Genomic DNA, 19,706 nt, shown 5'->3' on the forward strand with positions numbered 1-19,706 from the left:
ACAAATGAAACCAATCGTATTGAATGCAGAGACAGTGTTAGGTGCAATATCACTTGAAGAAAGTAATGGATATATTGTACCTTGGCGAATTTTTTATGATGAAAAAGATTTTTATATGCCAAATCAGCTGAATGGTATGGCGGAAATCCCTGCAGGCGTTCGCATCACATTCAAAACAAATTCATCAAAACTTCATGTGGAATTTGCGGCATCTGAAGCTGAATTAGAATTCGATCTTGTGGTGGATGGGGAATTAGTGAATACAATCATTGCTAGTCCTGGGGATATATCTTTTATGGTCGATGGTCTATCGACAAATACCAAACTTGTTGAAATTTATTTATCCCAACAGCAAAAAGTTGCCATAAAAAGCGTTAACATTGCGCAAGAAGCAGATTGGAATAGTGACACACCTTTACGTAAGAAGTTGCTTACTTACGGGAGTTCTATTACTCAATGTCATGCAGCGGAAAGCCCTTCAAAAACATGGCCTGCGATTACGGCGAGTGAGTTAGGGATGGATTTAACTTGTCTTGGATTTAGTGGGCAATGCCAATATGAACCAATAGTAGCTCGCACAATTCGGGATACGCCTGTTGACTTCATATCCCTTTGTGCCGGAATTAATATTTATGGAGCAAACTGCTACAATGAACGAACATTTCAAGCAATTATCATTGGATTTATAAAGATTATTCGTGAAAAACAACGCACTGTTCCAATCGTTGTAAGTTCTCCGATTTACGGAGAATTTAGAGAGGAAACTCCCAATATAGCCGGATTTACGCTTGTTGAAATGAGACAACAAGTACAAGAAATCGTAGAGATATTTAGAAGAAACGGTGATGAGCATATTTATTATGTAAACGGATTGGATATCCTGGATAAGACCTATGCAGACTTACTGCCAGATAATCTTCATCCAAATGCAGAAGGTTATAAGCTGATGGGGTATAATTATGCCAATGAATTCAAGAATTTTATATAGACAGAAGTAATGCCGATGGAGGTGTATTCAACTGAAAACACAAACGGAGATCTTGGCTTCTATCAAACATGAGCTTATCGTTTCATGTCAGGCCCTTCCTGAAGAACCGTTACATAGCTCGTTTATTATGGGAAGAATGGCGTATGCTGCAATGCAGGGTGGTGCGAAAGGGATTCGGGCGAATAGTGTGGAAGATATTCGAGAGATTAAGAAAACAGTAGATTTACCGATTATCGGGATTATTAAAAATGTTTACGCGGGATCCGATGTATTTATCACGCCGACTGTCAAAGAAATTGATGCACTTTATCAAGAAGGTGTTGATATCATTGCGTTGGATGCAACGGGTAGGGTTAGACCTGATGGCAAAACGATTAGTGAGGTTTTTCCGCTGATTCGAGCGAGTTATCCCGATCAATTATTTATGGCAGATTGTTCAACGTATGAGGAAGCGAAAGAAGCGTATGCATTAGGATTTGATTGCTTGGGCACGACATTGAGCGGTTATACCGATTACACGCAAGGGACGAGCCTGCCGGATGTGGTATTGATTGACAGGTTAGTGAAGGATTTTCCTATTCCCATTATTGCAGAAGGTGGGATTTGGACGCCAGAACAACTCAAGCAAGTTTTTAAGGTAGGCGCTTATTCGGCAGTTGTCGGCACAGCGATTACAAGGCCAATGGATATTACGAAAACATTTATGGATGCTATTAAATAGTGCATTACACTTAAACGATTACAAAGAGACGATGACCGAGTAGGGTGAATCGTCTCTTTTTTTGTGCAAATAAATGATGTTAAGCTTTAATATTTCGGTGAAAATATTGCCGATTCACATGAAATTGGAGTGGGAAAACAGATATGTGGAATTCTAATAATCGATTCGTCACATGAAAAAAAAGAAAATCTATTGTCAAACATTATTCATTTACTTATCCTATTTCATTTGATAGACTCATCTAGTTGTCTGACGTCAGACTAGTGAAAACGAGTCATACATAGTGCGAATTGACATAGTAGTAGCAAAAATATAAATGGGAATCTTCCATTAAAGAGGTGTTTTGGATGAATGTAGTGTGGGGGATTTTTGGGATGATTGTTGTGCTAGGGATTGCATTTCTTTTTTCGGCTGGAAAAAAGTCAATCAACTATCGCACGGTTATTGCTGGGTTAGCTATCCAAGTAACGTTTGCCGTTATCGTTTTGAAATGGGAAGCGGGAAAAGCTGGATTAGTATGGTTTTCTGATAAAGTGCAAAATGTCATTAATTATGCAAACGAAGGAATTGGATTTCTTTTCGGTCCAGCGGCGGATGTAGAAGGTTTTGGTTTTGTTTTTGCATTTCAAGTGCTGACAATTATCATTTTCTTTTCGGCTTTGATTTCTGTGTTGTATTATCTTGGCATAATGCAATTGGTCATTAAATTACTTGGAGGCGGTCTATCTAAGTTGCTTGGGACGAGTAAGGCGGAATCGGTTTCTGCTGCGGCGAATATTTTTGTCGGACAGACGGAAGCGCCACTGGTCATCCGACCCTTTTTGCCAACTATGACGAAGTCAGAGCTGTTTGCTGTTATGACAGGTGGACTTGCATCTGTTGCAGGTTCTGTACTCGCGGGTTACGCATTGTTAGGTGTGCCACTAGAGTATTTGATTGCGGCGAGTTTTATGGCTGCACCTGCAGGGCTAGTGATGGCGAAAATATTTATACCGGAAACGGAAGAATCAGCTTTTACGGAATTTAAGATGGAAAAGGACAAAGAGTCAGTGAACGTCATAGACGCGGCGGCGCGGGGTGCAGGGGATGGATTGAAACTTGCCCTCAATATCGGTGCGATGTTACTGGCGTTCATTGCGTTGATTGCGCTGCTTAACGGGATGTTAGGTGGAATTGGTTCATGGTTCGGTTTTAAATCATTGACGCTTGAGGCGATTTTAGGTGTTCTGTTTGCACCACTTGCATGGGCTATTGGTGTTCCGTGGTCAGAGGCACTTACAGCGGGAAGTTTCATCGGCCAAAAGATTGTGTTGAATGAATTTGTGGCATACAATTCATTTGTTCAAGAAATGATGTTACTTAGTCCTAAAACGGTCATCATCGTCAGCTTTGCGCTGTGCGGTTTTGCAAACTTAAGTTCATTGGCGATTTTAATTGGCGGGCTGGGCGCAATTGCTCCAAGTCGTCGCTCTGACATTGCAAGACTCGGCATGCGTGCAGTCGCTGCGGGTGTATTAGCATCGTTACTGAGCGCTGCTATTGCGGGGATGTTTATCTAATTAGTAAAACGTAAAAAGCACATCCATATGGGTGTGCTTTTTGCGTTTTATAAGGCCTGAAATATAGACATGACTTTTGTCATCTCATGATCATGACAAAATCTACTGAAATGAATTTTCTTAACAACATACAATGAAATGACTAAGCGGAGGTGGTTTCATGGATTATGCAGTGGAAATCAAACAGTTAACAAAGATTTTTAAAGACAACAAGGCAGTACATGAGATATCTTTTTCCATTAAACGTGGCGAGATTGTCGCTATTCTTGGACCAAATGGGGCTGGAAAAAGCACAACGATATTAATGATGCTTGGGCTCCTACATCCTACAACAGGTGAATCCAGGCTTTTTAACGCGGATGCGAAAGAGAAGAAAGTTCGTGAAAGAATCGGAGTTATGTTACAGGAAGTGAGTTTAATGGATGGTTTGAAGGTCAAGGAGATACTCCATTTGTTTAGAAGTTATTATCCGAAGCCACTGCCAATGGAACAACTGATTAGCTTCACTGGTCTCAGTAATGAGGATTTAAACAAGCGAACTGACAAACTGTCTGGGGGGCAAAAGCGCAGGGTAGGATTTGCCTTGGCATTGGCCGGAAATCCAGATTTATTATTTTTTGATGAACCGACAGTTGGAATGGATATAGCAGCACGTAAAGTGTTTTGGGATACGGTGAAAGAACTTGCTGAACAAGGGAAAACGATTATTTTTTCTACCCATTATTTGCAGGAAGCAGATGATGTGGCAGAGCGCATTATTTTATTCAACAAAGGGAAAGTTGTCGCTGATGGAACGCCGGAAGCTATTAAAGGGAATTTATTGAAACAGTCGGTGTCATTCGATGCTGAAAAGACATTTCCGAAAGAGAAATTTTTGCAGTTGCCGCAAGTATCTGATGTATATGTCCAGGGTGGTAGAACGTTCATTATTACCAACGATATAGATATGATTCTCGCTAAAGTTTTTTCTGAACAATTAGTTGTACATGATATAGCGATTGAAAAAGGTCGGCTTGAAGAAGCATTCGAACAGCTAACGGTCGGACAGAAGGAGGTGATGTAAATGACGATTTTTCTGAATCAATGTAAAGCGGAGATGTTGCGTATGTTCCGTAATCCGTACTTCATATTTTGGTCCTTGTTTATGCCGATTGTTTTTTATTATATTTTTACCAAGGTTGTCAACACAGATATTGCTGATAAAGAACTTTGGGGTGCTCATTATTTGATGTCAATGACTAGCTTTAGTGTCATGGGAAGTGCAATCATGACGTTAGGGATCCGATTGGTGCAAGAGCGCTCACAAGGTTGGACGGCATTCATGAAAGTAACTCCGCTTTCTAGTTTACAGTATTCGCTTGCGAAAATGATTGGTCAGTCGATCGTCCACGGATTTTCCATTGTAGTTATTTTTATAGCGGGTGTGGTGTTGAATGGAGTTTCACTATCAGCTTATCAATGGATCATGAGCGGCTGTTGGATTTTGCTTGGCTCGCTGCCATTCCTCGGAATTGGCGTATTAATAGGAGCTATGAAGCGAGTGGATACGGCTAGCGGGGTTAGTAATCTCCTTTATATGCTGCTGGCGATAACAGGTGGCATGTGGATGCCGATGGAGGTCCTACCTAAAACGATTCAGGCAATCGGTGCTTGGCTCCCGGCGTATAATTATGGTAATGGTGCATGGGAAATTATAAGAGGCGGTGTGCCAGAACAGAAAAATATCGCAATCTTGGCAGGTTATCTCATTTTATTCATGGTATTATCAACGTATATACGAAGGAAACAGGAAGCGGTGTAAGTATGAAAAAGTTTCAATTTTTTCCGGAAAAGTACGGAGTATTACCCTACATCTATTTAGCTTATTTAGTTATTCCTCTTTATTATGTGATAAATGAAACAGGATTAAAAGCAGTAATCGGCTATGTGTTCTTACTGCTTTTTCTTATGTCATACAGGCAGCTTTACAGTGTGATTTCTTGGAGAATATTTTCGTATTGGTTGATTTTACAAATAGGGATTGTCATGGTATTTAGTGTTGCGTATAATCCCTATAACCTATTTATGGGCTTTTTTTCTGCCAATTTTATTGGTTGGTATGGCAATAAAAAACATTTTAATCGTGCATTACTTTTCTTTGCGTCTGCTATTATTTTAACAATTATTGTGTTGGCCTTGCAGGATACTCTGTATAATCTTTTTTATTTTCTGCCATTTGCTATCGTGATGATAGGGGCCCCATTTGGTATACGTTCAATGAATGAAAGAATGGCACTAGAGCAGCGGTTAGATCAGGCAAATGAGCAAATTAAGGACCTCATCAAGCGGGAAGAAAGAGTTCGAATCGCCCGAGATTTGCATGATACGTTGGGGCACACGCTGTCACTGATTACATTGCAAAGTCAGCTTGTTCAACGAATTGCAGAAAAGCATCCTGACCGTGTGAAAACGGAAGCGAAAGAAATCGAAAGGACAGCACGGGCTGCGCTTCAGCAAGTAAGGGAGCTAGTTTCTGATATGAGAGCTATCACAATTGCTGAGGAATTAGCGGATATGGAGCAGATTTTAAAGGCGGCAGGCATTCAATTTCATATGGAAGATCAAACTGAATTACCAGAGCTACCACTTTTACAACAAAATATTGTAGGGATGTGTCTTCGCGAAGCCGCGACGAATATTGTCAAACATAGCGGGGCACAAAATTGTGTTGTCACCTTTGAGGATGCAAGAGGGAATTTCACCATCACTGTAAAGGATGATGGGGTAGGCATTTCTGAAAGGAATGAAGAAGGTAATGGATTATCGGGAATGCGAGAGCGTTTGGCACTCATCGATGGGAGATTGGCCCTTGAATCAGGAGGAGGTACGACGGTTGAGTTGGCAGTTCCGGTTATTGTGAAAGAGGAGGCTGTTGCCTTATGATACGCATTGTCATTGCGGAAGATCAGCGGATTTTGCGGGGGGCTCTTGGGGCATTACTTGATTTCGAAGAGGATATGGAAGTTATTGGGCAGGCAGAGAATGGAGAAGAGGCACTGAAGCTCATCAACCAATTGCAACCTGATATTTGTTTAATGGATATTGAAATGCCTTTGAAAAGTGGTTTGGAAGTAGCTGCTGCATTAAAACAGAGTGGTTCTTCCTGCAAGGTCATTATGCTAACCACATTTGCGCGTCCCGGTTATTTCGAACGGGCGGTGAAGGCGGGCGTCCATGGTTATTTGTTAAAGGATGGCTCCATCGATGATCTTGCAGAATCTATTCGGAGAGTGATGAAAGGGAAGCATGAATTTGCTCCTGAATTGATCATTAATACATACCATCAAGATAACCCGCTCTCTGCACGCGAACAGGATATTTTGAAGCTAGCGGCAGAAGGAAAAACGTCGAAAGAGATTTCAGCACAATTGTTTTTATCGGCTGGAACAGTTCGAAATTATATGTCTGAAATTCTTCAAAAATTGGAAGCGAAAAATAAAATTGAAGCTATAACGACAGCGGAGGGCAAGGGATGGATTTAATTGCACGATGTGTTTGTGCAAGTCAGTCAGCTTCATCGAAGTAATGAAGTTCAGAATTAGTTTGAGGATAACTTTAGATATGAAAAAAACGCTCAGATTGTAATGTTAACGGGTTCGGTTGATGTGGAAAAAAGTGCAATTAATAAAGTAAATAACAGGTTAATTAGCATATATTTCAACAGTGAAATAGCTATATAAAAACAAGTAAAAACGCTCAGAAATGAGCGTTTTTTCGGCAAAATATTTTACTATTCTTATTGAACTAAAGCACCACGTTAGTTTAAGTATTATTTTCCTTAGTCTTCTTATATTCACGATTTTTCTTATCGTTGTATTGTAAAAATACTGCCGTCGATAAACCCCATAGTATATATTTGACTACTCCATCGAAATAGTAATCAATTATTGCATAAGCAAGAATATTACCCATCACACTTAAAAGAACCCTTAATAGAATTTTCATTTAGAACCTCCATAAAAACACAATAAATCTTATTCATATAATCATATAAAATATATTTTGTTCAACTAACCTGCCCCTTTAGTTGAAGAAGAAAAGGGTGCTTAACCCCTAATTGAAGTAAAGCACCTGTTAGTTTAATCATTAAGAACCAAAATTCTTTCCGAATGAACTTGTAAATCTTCGCCATTTAATTTGGTGATTTTAATTTTATAAGTACCTGGACTAATTGAACCATGTAGATTACCATCAGATTTACTTTTACCCTTTGAACCTCGCAAAACATTATAAATTCCTGTATCTATAAACGAACCATTGCTATCCAATTTTAAAAGACGATATTCAACTATTGCTTTTGTCTTTGATTCTGAAGTTGTGCCTTGTTTAATATTATCCAATTTCAACTCATCAACATATTTGGTTATTACAAATTCCTCTGTACTTGCAGTAGTTGCAATATTATTTAATTGCCAGGTTATATTATTATCTTGGGGTTCATTCTTGGCAGCTATTGTATTTGATAGTCCGATACATAGTAAAAAAAGAATAAGTATTGACGAGTAAATAATTATCCCAATATATTTTTTCATATTCCAAACCCCTTTCAAAAGTTTTTAATATAATTACTATTTCTATATAAACCTAAAAACTCCTTTTTATTCAACTTTCCTTCCCCGTTAGCCATCCATGAAGCGCAAAAATCAGCACTTCACCACAGAAAATGAAAGGTAATTACGTTCTTTCATGGGGGTTGAAGAAAATATTTCACAATCTTTAATTTATTATAGGATGGATTTCTCATCTCCCTAAAAATACTTTTCTTTCCAATATCAAATTAGCAAGTGTTTTAACAATGGAATTAATAAAGGCACATAAATTTATACGATGCTGCTAATTCCTGTGTCAATTGTGGTACCAGTTCGTCTCTATAAAACATCTAAATGTTGATGCAACAACAAAAACAGGGAAACCAATTCATATGCGAATTGTGTCCCTGAACACTGTGTTTTTTATTGTTTTCTCCCCATCAACCGAACCCGTTAATTGTAATGTCTGTGCGTTTTTGAATGCTCAATACAGGCGATGCTCTTTGTATGTGTGCAACTGTACAATACTCCTCAACCTAGAAATTTCCTCATCGGTCACCAATTTGTCATAAGCCATCACAGAATCAAGCAATTGCTCAGTCGTACGCGCACCAACGAGAGCCGACGCCACGGTTTGATCATGTAAGGCGTAAGCAATCGCCGCCGCATGTAGATCTTCCGATTGTTCACTAAGTTCTTGGACTGTGCGTGTCAGTTCGGCAGCATTATAGTCAACGAAGCGGTTTGCTTGCGCCGCTCTTGCCAAGCCTTCTGCTGTCAAAAAGCCTTTGGCGATTGTTCCTCTTGTGACAACAGATGCACCAGCTTCTTGAATCATGGAAAACCATTCTTCGGGTCTGCGATCGAGTAAACTATATTGCATCATGACGGAAACGGCAGAACTGTTATCGAGAAATCGTTTAATAACGGTTGGGCGGATGGATGAAATACCGTATTGGCGAATGAGGCCATCTTTTTTCAAGCTGTCAAATGCATCGATTGTCTCTTCAACATTGTCTTCCATCACCCCACCGTGTAGCTGATACAAATCGATATAATCTGTTTCAAGACGTAGTAAGCTTTGTTTAACAGCTTCTATTATATGTGCTTTGGAAGCATCCCATGTCCAACTCTTGCCGTCTGGGTTCATTTTATTGCCAACTTTTGTGGCTAAAATAACGTTAGCACGTCTTCCTTTTAGGGCGTAGCCAACAAGTTCTTCATTGCGGCCGCCATCGTACAAATCGGCTGTATCGAAATAATTAATGTCGGCGTGAATTGCAGCGTCGATGATGTTTTTGGCTTCACCTAAATCATTCGGTAGTGACATGCAACCGAGCCCGATTTCAGACACGTACAGACCACTGTTTCCTAACTCTCTTTTCTTCATAATCAAGCACCCCCTGTTTTGTTCATGTTACAATGACCGCATTAGAAATTCTAGGAGAAGGGATTGAATGTGATGAATAAATACGAAGAAAAAACGATTTCAGGTGAAACACTGTTCGAAGGAAAGGTGATTACACTACGCGTCGAAGAGGTAGAACTGCCAGATGGCAATCGGGCAAAACGTGAATTAATCAAACATCCGGGGGCAGTTGCGGTGATTCCGATTACGGCGGAAGGGAAATTAGTACTCGTTGAGCAATATCGCAAAGCGTTGGAACGCTCATTGATTGAAATACCGGCGGGGAAAATCGATCTGGGAGAGGAGCCGGAAATAACGGCAGTTCGTGAACTTGAAGAGGAGACGGGGTATGGCGCAAGGGAATTCAGCTATATTCAATCGTTTGCGACGTCGCCAGGGTTTGCGGATGAGATTATTCATCTTTATTTAGCGCGCGATCTTTATAAAATTGATAATCCAGCTGCAGGCGATGAAGATGAGTTCATCGAATTGTTGGAAGTGACGATTGAGCAAGCGGAGGATATGGTTGCGACGGGAAAAATATTTGACGCCAAAACAGCCTTTGCTGTGCTTTATGCAAAAAATCTTCTAGCAAAGTGAACTAAATATCAATTACGACTTGGCGTAATTGTGTCCAGATTTTTTTCGAGTCAGCTCGAAAAGCTCCCTTGAAAATCTGTGACATCCGCCGGAGGCTTCAACTTAATTCAGCTGGGGATTGAACCTTTACTGACAGAAAAAAGTTCATGTTTATCCTACTATTTATAGAATTGGAAGACTTCTGCTGAATTAAGTTGAACGGACAAGCATATGTTGAACCAATCGGGCTTTTAGGGGCAGTTGAACCTTATTAAGATAGGGGCTGTCCGTGAAAGCGGGACAAACTATGCGGAGGTGCAGCCTATGGTCCGTTCCTTATCGTTCATCCACTTATTCATCATTCTTGCGGTCGGTTATATCGGAGGGGCATTGTTATTCCGTGAGATGCCTGCAACTGGGATAGAGCGTTTGATTACGTTCTACGATACCCGGGTTGTCAAAGGGCATGAAGCAGGCTATATTCGGCCTGTTGCTACGGCAGCTTTGTTTTTCCTCGTTGCGTTTGCGCTAGCATCGTTCAACAAAACAAGGTTCCTAGTATTATTTTTTGGTGCAGTGAAATGTGTTTTTTTTGGTTTGTCTTCTTCATACCTGCTTAGTACGGGCGCGAAAATGATGGCGTATTCAATTTGGTGGTTTCCATTTCAGTTCATCAGTTGTTTTCTATTTCTTATGTACTGTGCCGTTCTTAGCCCCCCTTACTTTATGAATACGACACTAGGAAAAAGACGAAATACGCGCGCATTGCCGACGATCATTGGCTTGTCGGTGGCAGTACTTGCCATCGAAATTGTCGTCTTTCGATTCATTCTCCAGTAGTAAATAATCGGCCTTCATGTCTTGTCTGTTTTCTTTCTGTTGTCATTCGGAAACCCCATTTGGTATAATAGAGGCAGTTTGAGGGGGGCGTCGTATGGAAAGCCGAATCGATCGGATAAAGAAACAATTGCATGGGGCCAGTTATAAGTTAACACCCCAGCGTGAAGCGACGGTTTTGGTCCTCCTTGAGCATGAGGAAGACCATCTAAGTGCGGAAGATGTATTTTTGCTAGTTAAAGAGAAAGCGCCTGAAATTGGCCTAGCAACCGTCTATCGTACGCTTGAGTTGCTAACAGACCTTAAAGTTGTCGATAAAATCAATTTTGGTGATGGGGTATCGAGGTATGACTTGCGGCAGGAAGGCGCTGCCCATTTCCATCATCACCTTATTTGTATCGAATGTGGAACAGTGGATGAAATTCAGGAGGATCTTCTCGGCGATGTCGAAAAGATTGTTGAAAGCCGTTTTAAATTCGCTATTAAAGATCATTGGTTGACGTTTCATGGTGTGTGCAAAAGATGTACATCCGACAAGGATGATAGTGGAGCTTAATCAACAAGGAAGGATGCAGTTCAATCCTTCCTCCCTGTTGGCGCAAAGCCTCCGATGTACAGGATGTACTAATGCCGACAATGCCACAGAACGTGGCATTGTCGGCCGGCGGATGTCACAGATTTATTGAGCAAGCTCAATTCAAAATCTGGACGTAAACACGCTGAGGCGTGTTTGAAAAAAAGGGATGGCGTGCTGCTATCCCTTTTGTCGTTGGATAGGAAGGGGGAAAGGGTTTGGTTAAACAAATGATAAATAGAGATTGTTATGTCATTTCCCGCTACTCATGAAAGATAGCCGTTTTGCCCTTGAAGATTATATGCATTTTTTAAAAGTAGAACGTCAATTAGCTAGCAATACGATTATATCTTACAAGCGTGATCTTGTTGAATATATGGATGCTATGGAACGGGCAGGGTATCAAACGATAGATCATGTCGACAGACAGGTTATTCTGGAGTATTTGCATCGACTAAAAGAAGGCGGAAAGTCGTCACGAACTATATCAAGGCATATCTCATCAATCCGTTCATTCCACCAGTTTCTCTTACGGGAAAAAGTAACGACGCAAGATCCGACTGTTCATTTGGAATTGCCGAAATTAGAGCAGAAATTGCCACGTGTGTTGTCGGTGGCTGAAGTGGATAGGCTCATAGCTAGTCCGGATCGTGCAAAGCCACAAGGTGTAAGGGATCATGCTTTATTGGAGATATTGTACGGGACGGGGATGCGGGTGAGCGAACTAATTGGGCTGGATATGGATGATATCCATCTGTCCATGGGGTTTGTGCGCATTTTCGGAAAAGGCGGCAAGGAACGGATTGTTCCCCTAGGTGGCAAAGCGATTGAAGCTTGCCGAAGATATATCGATGAGGCACGTCCAGGTTTTATTGCCAAGCAGAGGCATGCGGAGGCGTTATTTGTTAATATGCGCGGGGCAAGGTTGACGAGGCAAGGTTGTTGGAAGCTGTTGAAGGGACATTCGCTAAAGGCGGGTATACAAAAAGAATTGACGCCACATATTTTGCGTCATTCATTCGCCACGCATCTGATTGAAAATGGAGCAGATCTTCGTGCTGTACAGGAAATGCTTGGTCATGCGGATATTTCTACGACGCAAATTTATACGCATGTCAGCCGTTCTAGGTTAAAGGAAGTGTATGTGAAGTTTCATCCGAGAGCTTAAAAGTAATTGGAAATATGGAGGGGACATCTATGAAAAAACAACAATTTAAACGTATTCACGTCATCGTGCTCGATTCGGTCGGAATCGGCGAGGCACCAGATGCTCATCTATTCGGAGATGTGGGTGCCAATACACTTGGATCTATCGGAGAAGCGATGGAAGGGTTACAACTGCCGAATATGGGCAAAATGGGCCTTGCAAATATCGGTGAAGTGAAAGGGGTTACAAAAGCGGATGAGCCCCACGCATTTTACTGTAAAATGGAAGAAGCATCTGTCGGTAAGGATACCATGACAGGGCATTGGGAAATCATGGGGTTGAATGTGGATAAACCATTTAAAGTTTATCCAAATGGCTTTCCACAAGAGTTAGTAGATGAATTGGAGCAGCGAACAGGCCGTAAAGTCATTTGTAATCAACCTGCGAGTGGCACGGCGGTTCTCGAAGAATATGGTGCAGAACATATGGCAACAGGTGCGTTAATTGTCTATACATCGGCAGATCCTGTTTTGCAAATTGCTGCACATGAAGGCATTATTCCGATTGAGGAACAATATCGGATTTGTGAAATTGCGCGCGAATTAACATTGGATCCAAAATATTTAGTAGGCCGTGTCATTGCACGTCCGTTTATTGGCGAGCCAGGTCATTTCACGCGTACGACGAATCGCCATGACTATGCATTGAAGCCATTTGGTCGCACTGTAATGAATGAGCTGTTAGATGCAGCGTATGAGGTCATTGCAGTAGGGAAGATTGCGGATATATTTAATGGAGAAGGTATCTCGGAGTCGGTCCGTACAGTGAGTAATATGGATGGAGTCGACAAATTATTAGACGTCATGAAGAAAGATTTCAAGGGACTTAGCTTTACGAATCTTGTCGATTTTGATGCGTTATTCGGCCATCGTAGAGATCCGATTGGTTATGGCAATGCGTTGCAGGAATTCGATGCAAGGTTACCTGAAATTATGACGGCTTTGCATGAAGATGATTTACTAATCATTACAGCGGATCACGGTAATGACCCAACATATCCAGGGACAGATCATACACGTGAATATGTGCCGCTACTTGTTTATTCGCCTGCCTTCAAGCGCGGTGGGGCCTTGCCGCAAAGAGAGACGTTTGCGGATATTGGGGCAACGATTGCGGATAACTTTAAAGTGAAGCTACCGGAATTTGGTATAAGTTTCTTGAGTTTATTAACTAGAGAGGCGTGATGATGATGTTTAGAATGGTTGATGTAATTGAGAAGAAACGCAATGGTGAAGTGCTTTCAAAGGAAGAAATCACCTTTTTCGTCAATGGTTATACGGATGGGTCAATACCGGATTATCAGGCCAGCGCTTTTCTAATGGCGATTTACTTTAAAGGGATGACTGCGGAGGAACAAGGCTATTTGACGCTGGCGATGGTAGAGTCGGGCGATCAGATTGATTTATCGGCCATTGAGGGGACTAAAGTCGATAAGCATTCGACTGGAGGAGTGGGCGATACGACGACACTTATCCTAGTACCGCTTGTCGCTGCGTGTGGCGTTCCTGTTGCGAAGATGAGTGGGCGTGGACTTGGACATACAGGTGGAACGCTCGACAAACTAGAGGCTATCGAGGGCTTCCACATCGAGTTAACAGAAGAGCAGTTCGTCAAACAAGTGAATGACTTGAAATTGGCGGTTATTGGGCAAAGTGGGAATTTGACTCCTGCAGATAAAAAATTATATGCTTTGCGCGATGTGACGGCAACAGTTGACAGCATTCCGCTCATTGCCAGCTCAATTATGAGTAAGAAAATTGCGGCCGGGGCAGATGCGATTGTTCTAGATGTTAAAACGGGTGACGGTGCATTTATGAAAACAGAAGCGGATGCCAAATTACTTGCTGAATCGATGGTAGCGATTGGCAAACAAGTCGGTAGACAGACAATGGCTGTCATTTCAGATATGAGTCAGCCACTCGGTTTTGCGATTGGTAATGCACTTGAAGTGATGGAAGCCATCAACACACTTAAGGGACAAGGGCCCGACGATTTGACGGAATTGTGTTTAGTGCTTGGTAGTAAAATGATTGTAGTAGGCGGCAAAGCTGAGTCCATTGATGAAGCACGTACGATGCTAAAATCAGTTATCGCTGATGGCTCGGCGCTTGAATTGTTTGGTAAGCTGATTGAAGCACAGGGGGGCAATGCAGCGATTATTCATGATCCGTCGTTATTGCCAACTGCAAAATACCAGATTGAAGTGCCGGCACTGACATCGGGCTATATTACGAAGATGGAAGCGGATGATCTTGGAGTGGCTGCAATGTTACTTGGTGCGGGCAGGGCGACGAAGGAAGATGAAATCGATTTGGCCGTCGGTATCGTGTTGCGCAAGAAAATTGGTGATGCAGTGCAACAAGGTGAAACTCTTGCCGTCATTCATACGAATACGGAGGACGTGGAACGCTCAATTGCGTTGATTCAACAACATATTGTCATCGGCGAACAAGTAGTGGAGAGCCCGCGCCTTATCGGAGAAGTAATAACGGGTTAAATAGAATAGTTGGCAAGGTTATTCCATTGACTGGATTTGTAGTCGATGGGGTAACCTTTTTTTATTTCAACATATGTCATATCCATGTGTAAATCACATCTAACTTGTACATACTTTTCGTAGTTAGGGGCATTGTCGAAAAGCAGGAACCTTTCGCTATCTATGACTAGTTTTGTCATCTAAGAGGTTTTGCCCTCTCCGATGTGGAATAATCCGCAGTAAGGAGGGGATTTAGCATGGCTGACATTGAAATATTAGACAATGGCATCTTAATTGTGTCACTACGTGGGGAATTGGATAATCATAAGGCCAATCAAATTCGGACACATATTTCTACATCTATTTTTACGGGACAAGTCCGGGCGATTATTTGGAATTTAGAAAGGCTTGGGTTTATGGATAGTGCTGGAATTGGACTCATTCTTGGGCGGATGCGTGATTTGGTCCCTTCAAATGGCGAGACACTTATCTTGAATCCTACGCCAACAATGGAGAAAATTTTTAAATTTTCAGGTCTTGGATCGAACATAAGACATTGTACGATCGATAGTGCGATCGGGGAAATCGGAGGGGTTTTACATGAACAATGAAATGACGTTATCATTCGTCGCAATTGAAGAGAATGAAGCACTGGCAAGGATGGCGATGACTTGTTTCATCACACCCCTTGACCCAACAATTGAGGAAATCTCCGAATTTAAGACAATCGTTTCAGAAGCGGTAACCAATGCCATCATTCATGGCTATGAACAAGATGGTAAAAGCCTTGTTACACTTCACGCCATCATTCAAGACAACAAAATTACGATGACTGTGCGTGATGAAGGTATGGGGATTTTTGATGTAGAGCAGGCTATGGAGCCGATGTTTACCACACGACCATTCATGGAACGTTCTGGGATGGGATTCACAATTATGGAGAGCTTTGCTGACAGCTTATCTGTTGAGTCTGTCATTGGAAGTGGAACAGTCGTCAAGTTCGAAAAAACGTTTTCTCCGGTCACGGAAGTAAGCAGAATGAGGTGACCTATGGACGCATCCGTTGAAGTACAACCCGCTTTGTTGACCCAGGAAAAGATGAGGGAACTCATTAAAGTTTCACAGGAAGGCGATAAGGAAGCGAGAAGGATGATGGTTGAGGGCAATACAAGACTCGTTTGGTCCATTGTTCAACGGTTTGCCTCGCGCGGCGCTGACCCGGAAGATTTGTTCCAAATCGGTTGCATTGGTTTGATGAAATCTATCGATAAATTTGACCTTTCTTACGAAGTGAAATTTTCGACCTATGCTGTGCCGATGATTGTTGGTGAAATCCAACGCTTCCTAAGAGATGACGGTATGGTGAAAGTGAGTCGTTCCATTCGTGAGTTAAGCTTCAAAATTCGCCATGCTACGGACGATTATATTAAAAAACATGGTAAATCACCATCGATTTCAGAAGTAGCAGCAGCCTTAGAAGTGTCAGTTGACGATATTATTCTGGCATCGGATGCTTTGCGTGATCCCGCATCCCTTCATGAGCAATTGTATGAAAGTGAAGGAGATAGTTTGACACTGATGGATCAACTACGGGATGACCGATCTGAAAGGGTGTTTGATCATATTCCCCTTCGTGATGTTATTTCGAAATTAAATAAGCGAGATCAGACCATCATTTACATGCGTTATTATTTGGATTGTACACAAAGTGATATTGCGGAACGTATCGGGATATCACAAGTGCAAGTGTCACGGCTCGAAAAGAAAATTTTAGCCCAACTAAAATCTTGGATGGGTGTGAATGCAGAGGACAGTATAGTAAAGTGAGGACGGATTAAACCTATGAAGAAGTTATTCCGGTCAATGAATGAAGGGGAAGAGTGGTTCTATGCCCATTTCGGAAAAGACGAGACGTTTGATGCGACGGCTAGATCTTTGCATCTTTGGGATACGCCTGCAATGTTGCTGTATATTAATGGCCTTGTAGATGGCAACACGATTACAAAATTATTGACGGAAATGCAAGGCAATACAGCGAGCCAGGAACTGGAGGAGGACGGGGCAGAACGCTTTCTGTCCTTTTTCCCATATCATGCTGTATCCGATGTCAAAGACAAAGATGAATTGCTGACATCAATCCTTAGCGGTCAAGCAGCTTTCGTCACAAATGAAGGCTATGCCTTTACCATTGATATTAGATCATATCCCGGTAGGCAACCGCAAGAACCGGACAATGAAAAAGTTGTCAGGGGCTCGAGGGATGGATTTACGGAAAACCTCATTCAAAATACAGCGCTTATCCGGAGACGTCTACGCACTGAGGAATTACGCTTCGAAATGCATAAGGTAACGGTCAATGGCAAAACAGATATCGCTATCACCTATATGAAAGGGGCGGCAAGTGAAGAGCATCTTAGCTACATACGCGAGAGACTTGATGAAATTAAACATGATGGACTAACAATGACTGATAAATCGCTGGAAGAATTTCTTTTCAAACAAGGTTTTCACCCAATGCCGTTCGTTCGCTTTACGGAGCGGCCGGATATCTGTTCAGCACATTTGTTGGAAGGTCATATCGCCATTATTGTTGATACATCACCTTCTGTCATTCTTGTGCCAACGACATTGTTTCATCATCTCCAGCATGCTGAAGAATATCGTCAGGCACCTCTGTTGGGAACTGCGGTTCGACTTGTTCGTTTTTTTGGAGCCGCAATGAGTTTAATCCTGTTACCATTTTGGTATTTAGTTGCCACGAAACAACAGTATTTACCGGATTTTCTTAGTTATATCGGCCCGAAGGATATAGGAGAAATCCCCTTACTACTTCAGTTACTAATTGCGGATGGCGGTATTGAGGTACTCCGAATGGCGGCTATTCATACACCAACCCCGATGTCGACGGCTATGGGACTTGTAGCGGCCATTGTCATTGGACAAGTGGCGATTGACGTGGGTCTATTCACACCTGAAGTCGTGTTATATGTGGCGGTCAGCGCTATATTCACCTTCGCTATCCCATCTTATGAATTAAGCATTACGACAAAGGTTTTTAGAATTTGTATCCTGTTAGCCACAGGCTTGCTTGGAGCACCTGGCTTCTTCTTATCAATCACTGTTCTTTTCTACTATTTATGTTCGTTAAAACCGATGGGCGTTCCCTATTTATGGCCTGCTGTTCCATTTTTTCCACGTGCAATGCTCCGCGTTCTTATCAGATTTCCGATGACTGAGGATGCACCTCGGCCATTTATCGCCGATTCGCCGGACAGGGATCGTATCTGATAGATGATTGCCACTTCCCACTCTGTTATGATAAAGTTTTAGTTATATGATTTGGGAGGGGAAGGCAACATGCATTTTTACGGAACACAATCAGTTAATCAGCAAGGACATTTAACAATCGGTGACGTCGATGCAATTGATCTTGCACATACTTATGGAACACCACTTGTCGTTTATGATATCGCTCTGTTCCGTGAACGGGCACGGGCTTTTAAAGAAACATTTAAAAATGTCGGTATACGCGCACAAGTTGCATATGCGAGTAAAGCGTTTTCGTCAATTGCTATATACGAAGTAGCTAAACAAGAAGGACTTTCTCTTGATGTCGTTTCTGGGGGAGAACTATTTACGGCGATTGCTGCTGATTTTCCGAGGGAACGCATTCATTTCCACGGCAATAATAAAAGCTATACTGAATTGCAATATGCTTTCGATGAAAAGATAGGCTGCATCGTCATTGATAATTTTTCTGAAATCGCGCTCGTGAAGGAAATTGCAGAATCTAGGAAAGAAAGCATGAATGTACTAATCCGTGTAACACCGGGTGTAGAAGCGCATACGCATGATTATATTACGACAGGCCAGGAAGATTCGAAGTTTGGTTTTGACTTGAAGAATGGTCAAGCAGATGAGGCATTCATGCAATTACATGACCATGCTTATATCAATTTACTCGGTATGCATTGTCATATTGGCTCCCAAATATTTGAGACGGATGCTTTCCGTTTTGCGGCGGAAGTATTAATGGACAAGATGATTTCGTGGCGTGACAATCACGACTTCATTTGTACGGTGCTCAATTTAGGAGGAGGTTTTGGTATCCGGTATACAGAAGAAGACTCACCTCTCGTACCTTCTGCTTATATCGAAGAGATGGCGACCGTCGTACTTTCGATGACCCGTAGTCACAATTATCCGGTACCAGAAATTTGGATTGAGCCTGGTAGATCATTGGTTGGGGATGCGGGTACGTCGCTATATACGACTGGTAGTACGAAAGAAGTACCAGGTATTCGAACGTACATAGCGGTTGATGGTGGCATGTCAGATAATATCCGACCAGCTTTGTACGGAGCGAAGTATACAGCTGTTTCTGCTAACCGCATGAATGAGCCCCACGACAAAAAAGTAACAATTGCTGGGAAATGCTGCGAATCAGGTGATAAACTGATTGAGGAAGCCTATCTTGCAGATTTATCCGAAGGGGATGTCATCGCCGTTTTTTGTACAGGGGCGTATGGCTACTCGATGGCGAGCAATTACAACAGACTGCCGAAACCTGCCATTGTCTTCTGTGAAAACGGAGAACATCAATTGGTCGTTCGTAGAGAGACTTATGAAGATGTTGTCAGATTGGACATCCCACTTCAAACCGTAAGTCGGGAGGAAAAGATTTGAGGAAACGTAATATCCTCCTCTTCTTATTTATTGTAGTTGCGGCTATTGTATGGGGAGCGGTATACTGGTACTTTGTTATGCCGATTATCGACCCGCGTTAACG

At 42.0% G+C, this 19,706-nt stretch carries 21 protein-coding genes; 18 read left to right on the forward strand and 3 right to left on the reverse strand.

Annotated elements, in window-relative coordinates:
* Positions 1 to 4 precede the first annotated feature (4 nt).
* The 7 genes from R2B72_RS13805 to R2B72_RS13835 all read left to right on the forward strand — a co-directional run bounded on the left by R2B72_RS13805 (position 5) and on the right by R2B72_RS13835 (position 6,789).
* The gene (locus tag R2B72_RS13805) at positions 5 to 988 is read left to right on the forward strand and encodes an SGNH/GDSL hydrolase family protein (RefSeq protein WP_318617207.1); all 984 of its coding nucleotides are present in this window, start codon (positions 5 to 7) and stop codon (positions 986 to 988) included.
* A 31-nt stretch (positions 989 to 1,019) separates the two neighbouring features.
* Complete coding sequence (locus R2B72_RS13810; protein ID WP_318617246.1) at positions 1,020 to 1,709, forward strand: N-acetylmannosamine-6-phosphate 2-epimerase; 690 nt, start codon at positions 1,020 to 1,022, stop codon at positions 1,707 to 1,709.
* 347 nt (positions 1,710 to 2,056) lie between these two features.
* Positions 2,057 to 3,268, forward strand: a complete 1,212-nt coding sequence (locus tag R2B72_RS13815; protein WP_318617208.1) for a NupC/NupG family nucleoside CNT transporter — start codon at positions 2,057 to 2,059, stop codon at positions 3,266 to 3,268.
* A 160-nt stretch (positions 3,269 to 3,428) separates the two neighbouring features.
* Complete coding sequence (locus R2B72_RS13820; RefSeq protein WP_318617209.1) at positions 3,429 to 4,331, forward strand: ABC transporter ATP-binding protein; 903 nt, start codon at positions 3,429 to 3,431, stop codon at positions 4,329 to 4,331.
* Entirely contained in the window at positions 4,332 to 5,069 is a 738-nt protein-coding gene (locus tag R2B72_RS13825; RefSeq protein ID WP_318617210.1) for an ABC transporter permease, read from the forward strand.
* A 2-nt stretch (positions 5,070 to 5,071) separates the two neighbouring features.
* On the forward strand, positions 5,072 to 6,190 hold the full coding sequence (locus tag R2B72_RS13830; protein ID WP_318617211.1) for a sensor histidine kinase: 1,119 nt from the start codon (positions 5,072 to 5,074) through the stop codon (positions 6,188 to 6,190).
* Positions 6,187 to 6,789, forward strand: a complete 603-nt coding sequence (locus tag R2B72_RS13835) for a response regulator transcription factor (protein WP_318617212.1) — start codon at positions 6,187 to 6,189, stop codon at positions 6,787 to 6,789. The genes R2B72_RS13830 and R2B72_RS13835 overlap by 4 nt, the downstream gene beginning before the upstream one ends.
* Before the next feature lie 280 nt (positions 6,790 to 7,069).
* Here R2B72_RS13835 and R2B72_RS13840 read toward each other — a convergent pair whose 3' ends face one another.
* From R2B72_RS13840 to R2B72_RS13850, 3 genes are all read right to left on the reverse strand, one after another.
* Positions 7,070 to 7,252: a hypothetical protein gene (locus R2B72_RS13840; protein ID WP_318617213.1), complete on the reverse strand. Its 183-nt coding sequence runs from the start codon at positions 7,250 to 7,252 to the stop codon at positions 7,070 to 7,072.
* Between the two features lie 134 nt (positions 7,253 to 7,386).
* Positions 7,387 to 7,839 carry a hypothetical protein gene (locus tag R2B72_RS13845; protein WP_318617214.1) on the reverse strand — a complete coding sequence of 151 codons (453 nt, stop codon included), beginning with the start codon at positions 7,837 to 7,839 and terminating at the stop codon, positions 7,387 to 7,389.
* Positions 7,840 to 8,320: 481 nt separating this feature from the next.
* Positions 8,321 to 9,226 carry an aldo/keto reductase gene (locus R2B72_RS13850; RefSeq protein ID WP_318617215.1) on the reverse strand — a complete coding sequence of 302 codons (906 nt, stop codon included), beginning with the start codon at positions 9,224 to 9,226 and terminating at the stop codon, positions 8,321 to 8,323.
* 72 nt (positions 9,227 to 9,298) lie between these two features.
* On the opposite strand from R2B72_RS13850, the gene R2B72_RS13855 reads away from it, so the two are divergent.
* The 11 genes from R2B72_RS13855 (at position 9,299) to lysA (ending at position 19,603) form a co-directional block, all read left to right on the forward strand.
* Positions 9,299 to 9,844 (forward strand): NUDIX hydrolase, encoded by a 546-nt coding sequence (locus tag R2B72_RS13855; RefSeq protein ID WP_318617247.1) that lies wholly within the window; start codon positions 9,299 to 9,301, stop codon positions 9,842 to 9,844.
* Between the two features lie 303 nt (positions 9,845 to 10,147).
* The gene (locus R2B72_RS13860; protein WP_318617216.1) at positions 10,148 to 10,663 is read left to right on the forward strand and encodes a hypothetical protein; all 516 of its coding nucleotides are present in this window, start codon (positions 10,148 to 10,150) and stop codon (positions 10,661 to 10,663) included.
* A 94-nt stretch (positions 10,664 to 10,757) separates the two neighbouring features.
* Positions 10,758 to 11,216 carry a Fur family transcriptional regulator gene (locus R2B72_RS13865; protein ID WP_318617217.1) on the forward strand — a complete coding sequence of 153 codons (459 nt, stop codon included), beginning with the start codon at positions 10,758 to 10,760 and terminating at the stop codon, positions 11,214 to 11,216.
* Positions 11,217 to 11,502: 286 nt separating this feature from the next.
* Entirely contained in the window at positions 11,503 to 12,402 is a 900-nt protein-coding gene (gene xerD, locus R2B72_RS13870) for a site-specific tyrosine recombinase XerD (protein WP_318617248.1), read from the forward strand.
* A gap of 29 nt (positions 12,403 to 12,431) precedes the next feature.
* Entirely contained in the window at positions 12,432 to 13,625 is a 1,194-nt protein-coding gene (deoB, locus tag R2B72_RS13875) for a phosphopentomutase (RefSeq protein WP_318617218.1), read from the forward strand.
* Positions 13,626 to 13,630: 5 nt separating this feature from the next.
* Positions 13,631 to 14,938: a pyrimidine-nucleoside phosphorylase gene (locus R2B72_RS13880; protein ID WP_318617250.1), complete on the forward strand. Its 1,308-nt coding sequence runs from the start codon at positions 13,631 to 13,633 to the stop codon at positions 14,936 to 14,938.
* A 236-nt stretch (positions 14,939 to 15,174) separates the two neighbouring features.
* Positions 15,175 to 15,528, forward strand: coding sequence for an anti-sigma factor antagonist (locus R2B72_RS13885; RefSeq protein ID WP_318617219.1), 354 nt, complete (start codon positions 15,175 to 15,177; stop codon positions 15,526 to 15,528).
* Positions 15,518 to 15,964 (forward strand): anti-sigma F factor, encoded by a 447-nt coding sequence (spoIIAB, locus tag R2B72_RS13890; protein ID WP_318617220.1) that lies wholly within the window; start codon positions 15,518 to 15,520, stop codon positions 15,962 to 15,964. The genes R2B72_RS13885 and spoIIAB overlap by 11 nt, the downstream gene beginning before the upstream one ends.
* Positions 15,965 to 15,967: 3 nt before the next feature.
* Entirely contained in the window at positions 15,968 to 16,744 is a 777-nt protein-coding gene (locus R2B72_RS13895) for a SigF/SigG family RNA polymerase sporulation sigma factor (RefSeq protein WP_318617221.1), read from the forward strand.
* 15 nt (positions 16,745 to 16,759) lie between these two features.
* Positions 16,760 to 18,205, forward strand: coding sequence for a spore germination protein (locus R2B72_RS13900; RefSeq protein ID WP_318617222.1), 1,446 nt, complete (start codon positions 16,760 to 16,762; stop codon positions 18,203 to 18,205).
* A gap of 69 nt (positions 18,206 to 18,274) precedes the next feature.
* Complete coding sequence (lysA, locus tag R2B72_RS13905; protein WP_318617223.1) at positions 18,275 to 19,603, forward strand: diaminopimelate decarboxylase; 1,329 nt, start codon at positions 18,275 to 18,277, stop codon at positions 19,601 to 19,603.
* Positions 19,604 to 19,706 lie beyond the last annotated feature (103 nt).

Origin of the sequence: Sporosarcina sp. YIM B06819 (genome assembly GCF_033485175.1) — a bacterium.
Taxonomy (GTDB): domain Bacteria; phylum Bacillota; class Bacilli; order Bacillales_A; family Planococcaceae; genus Sporosarcina.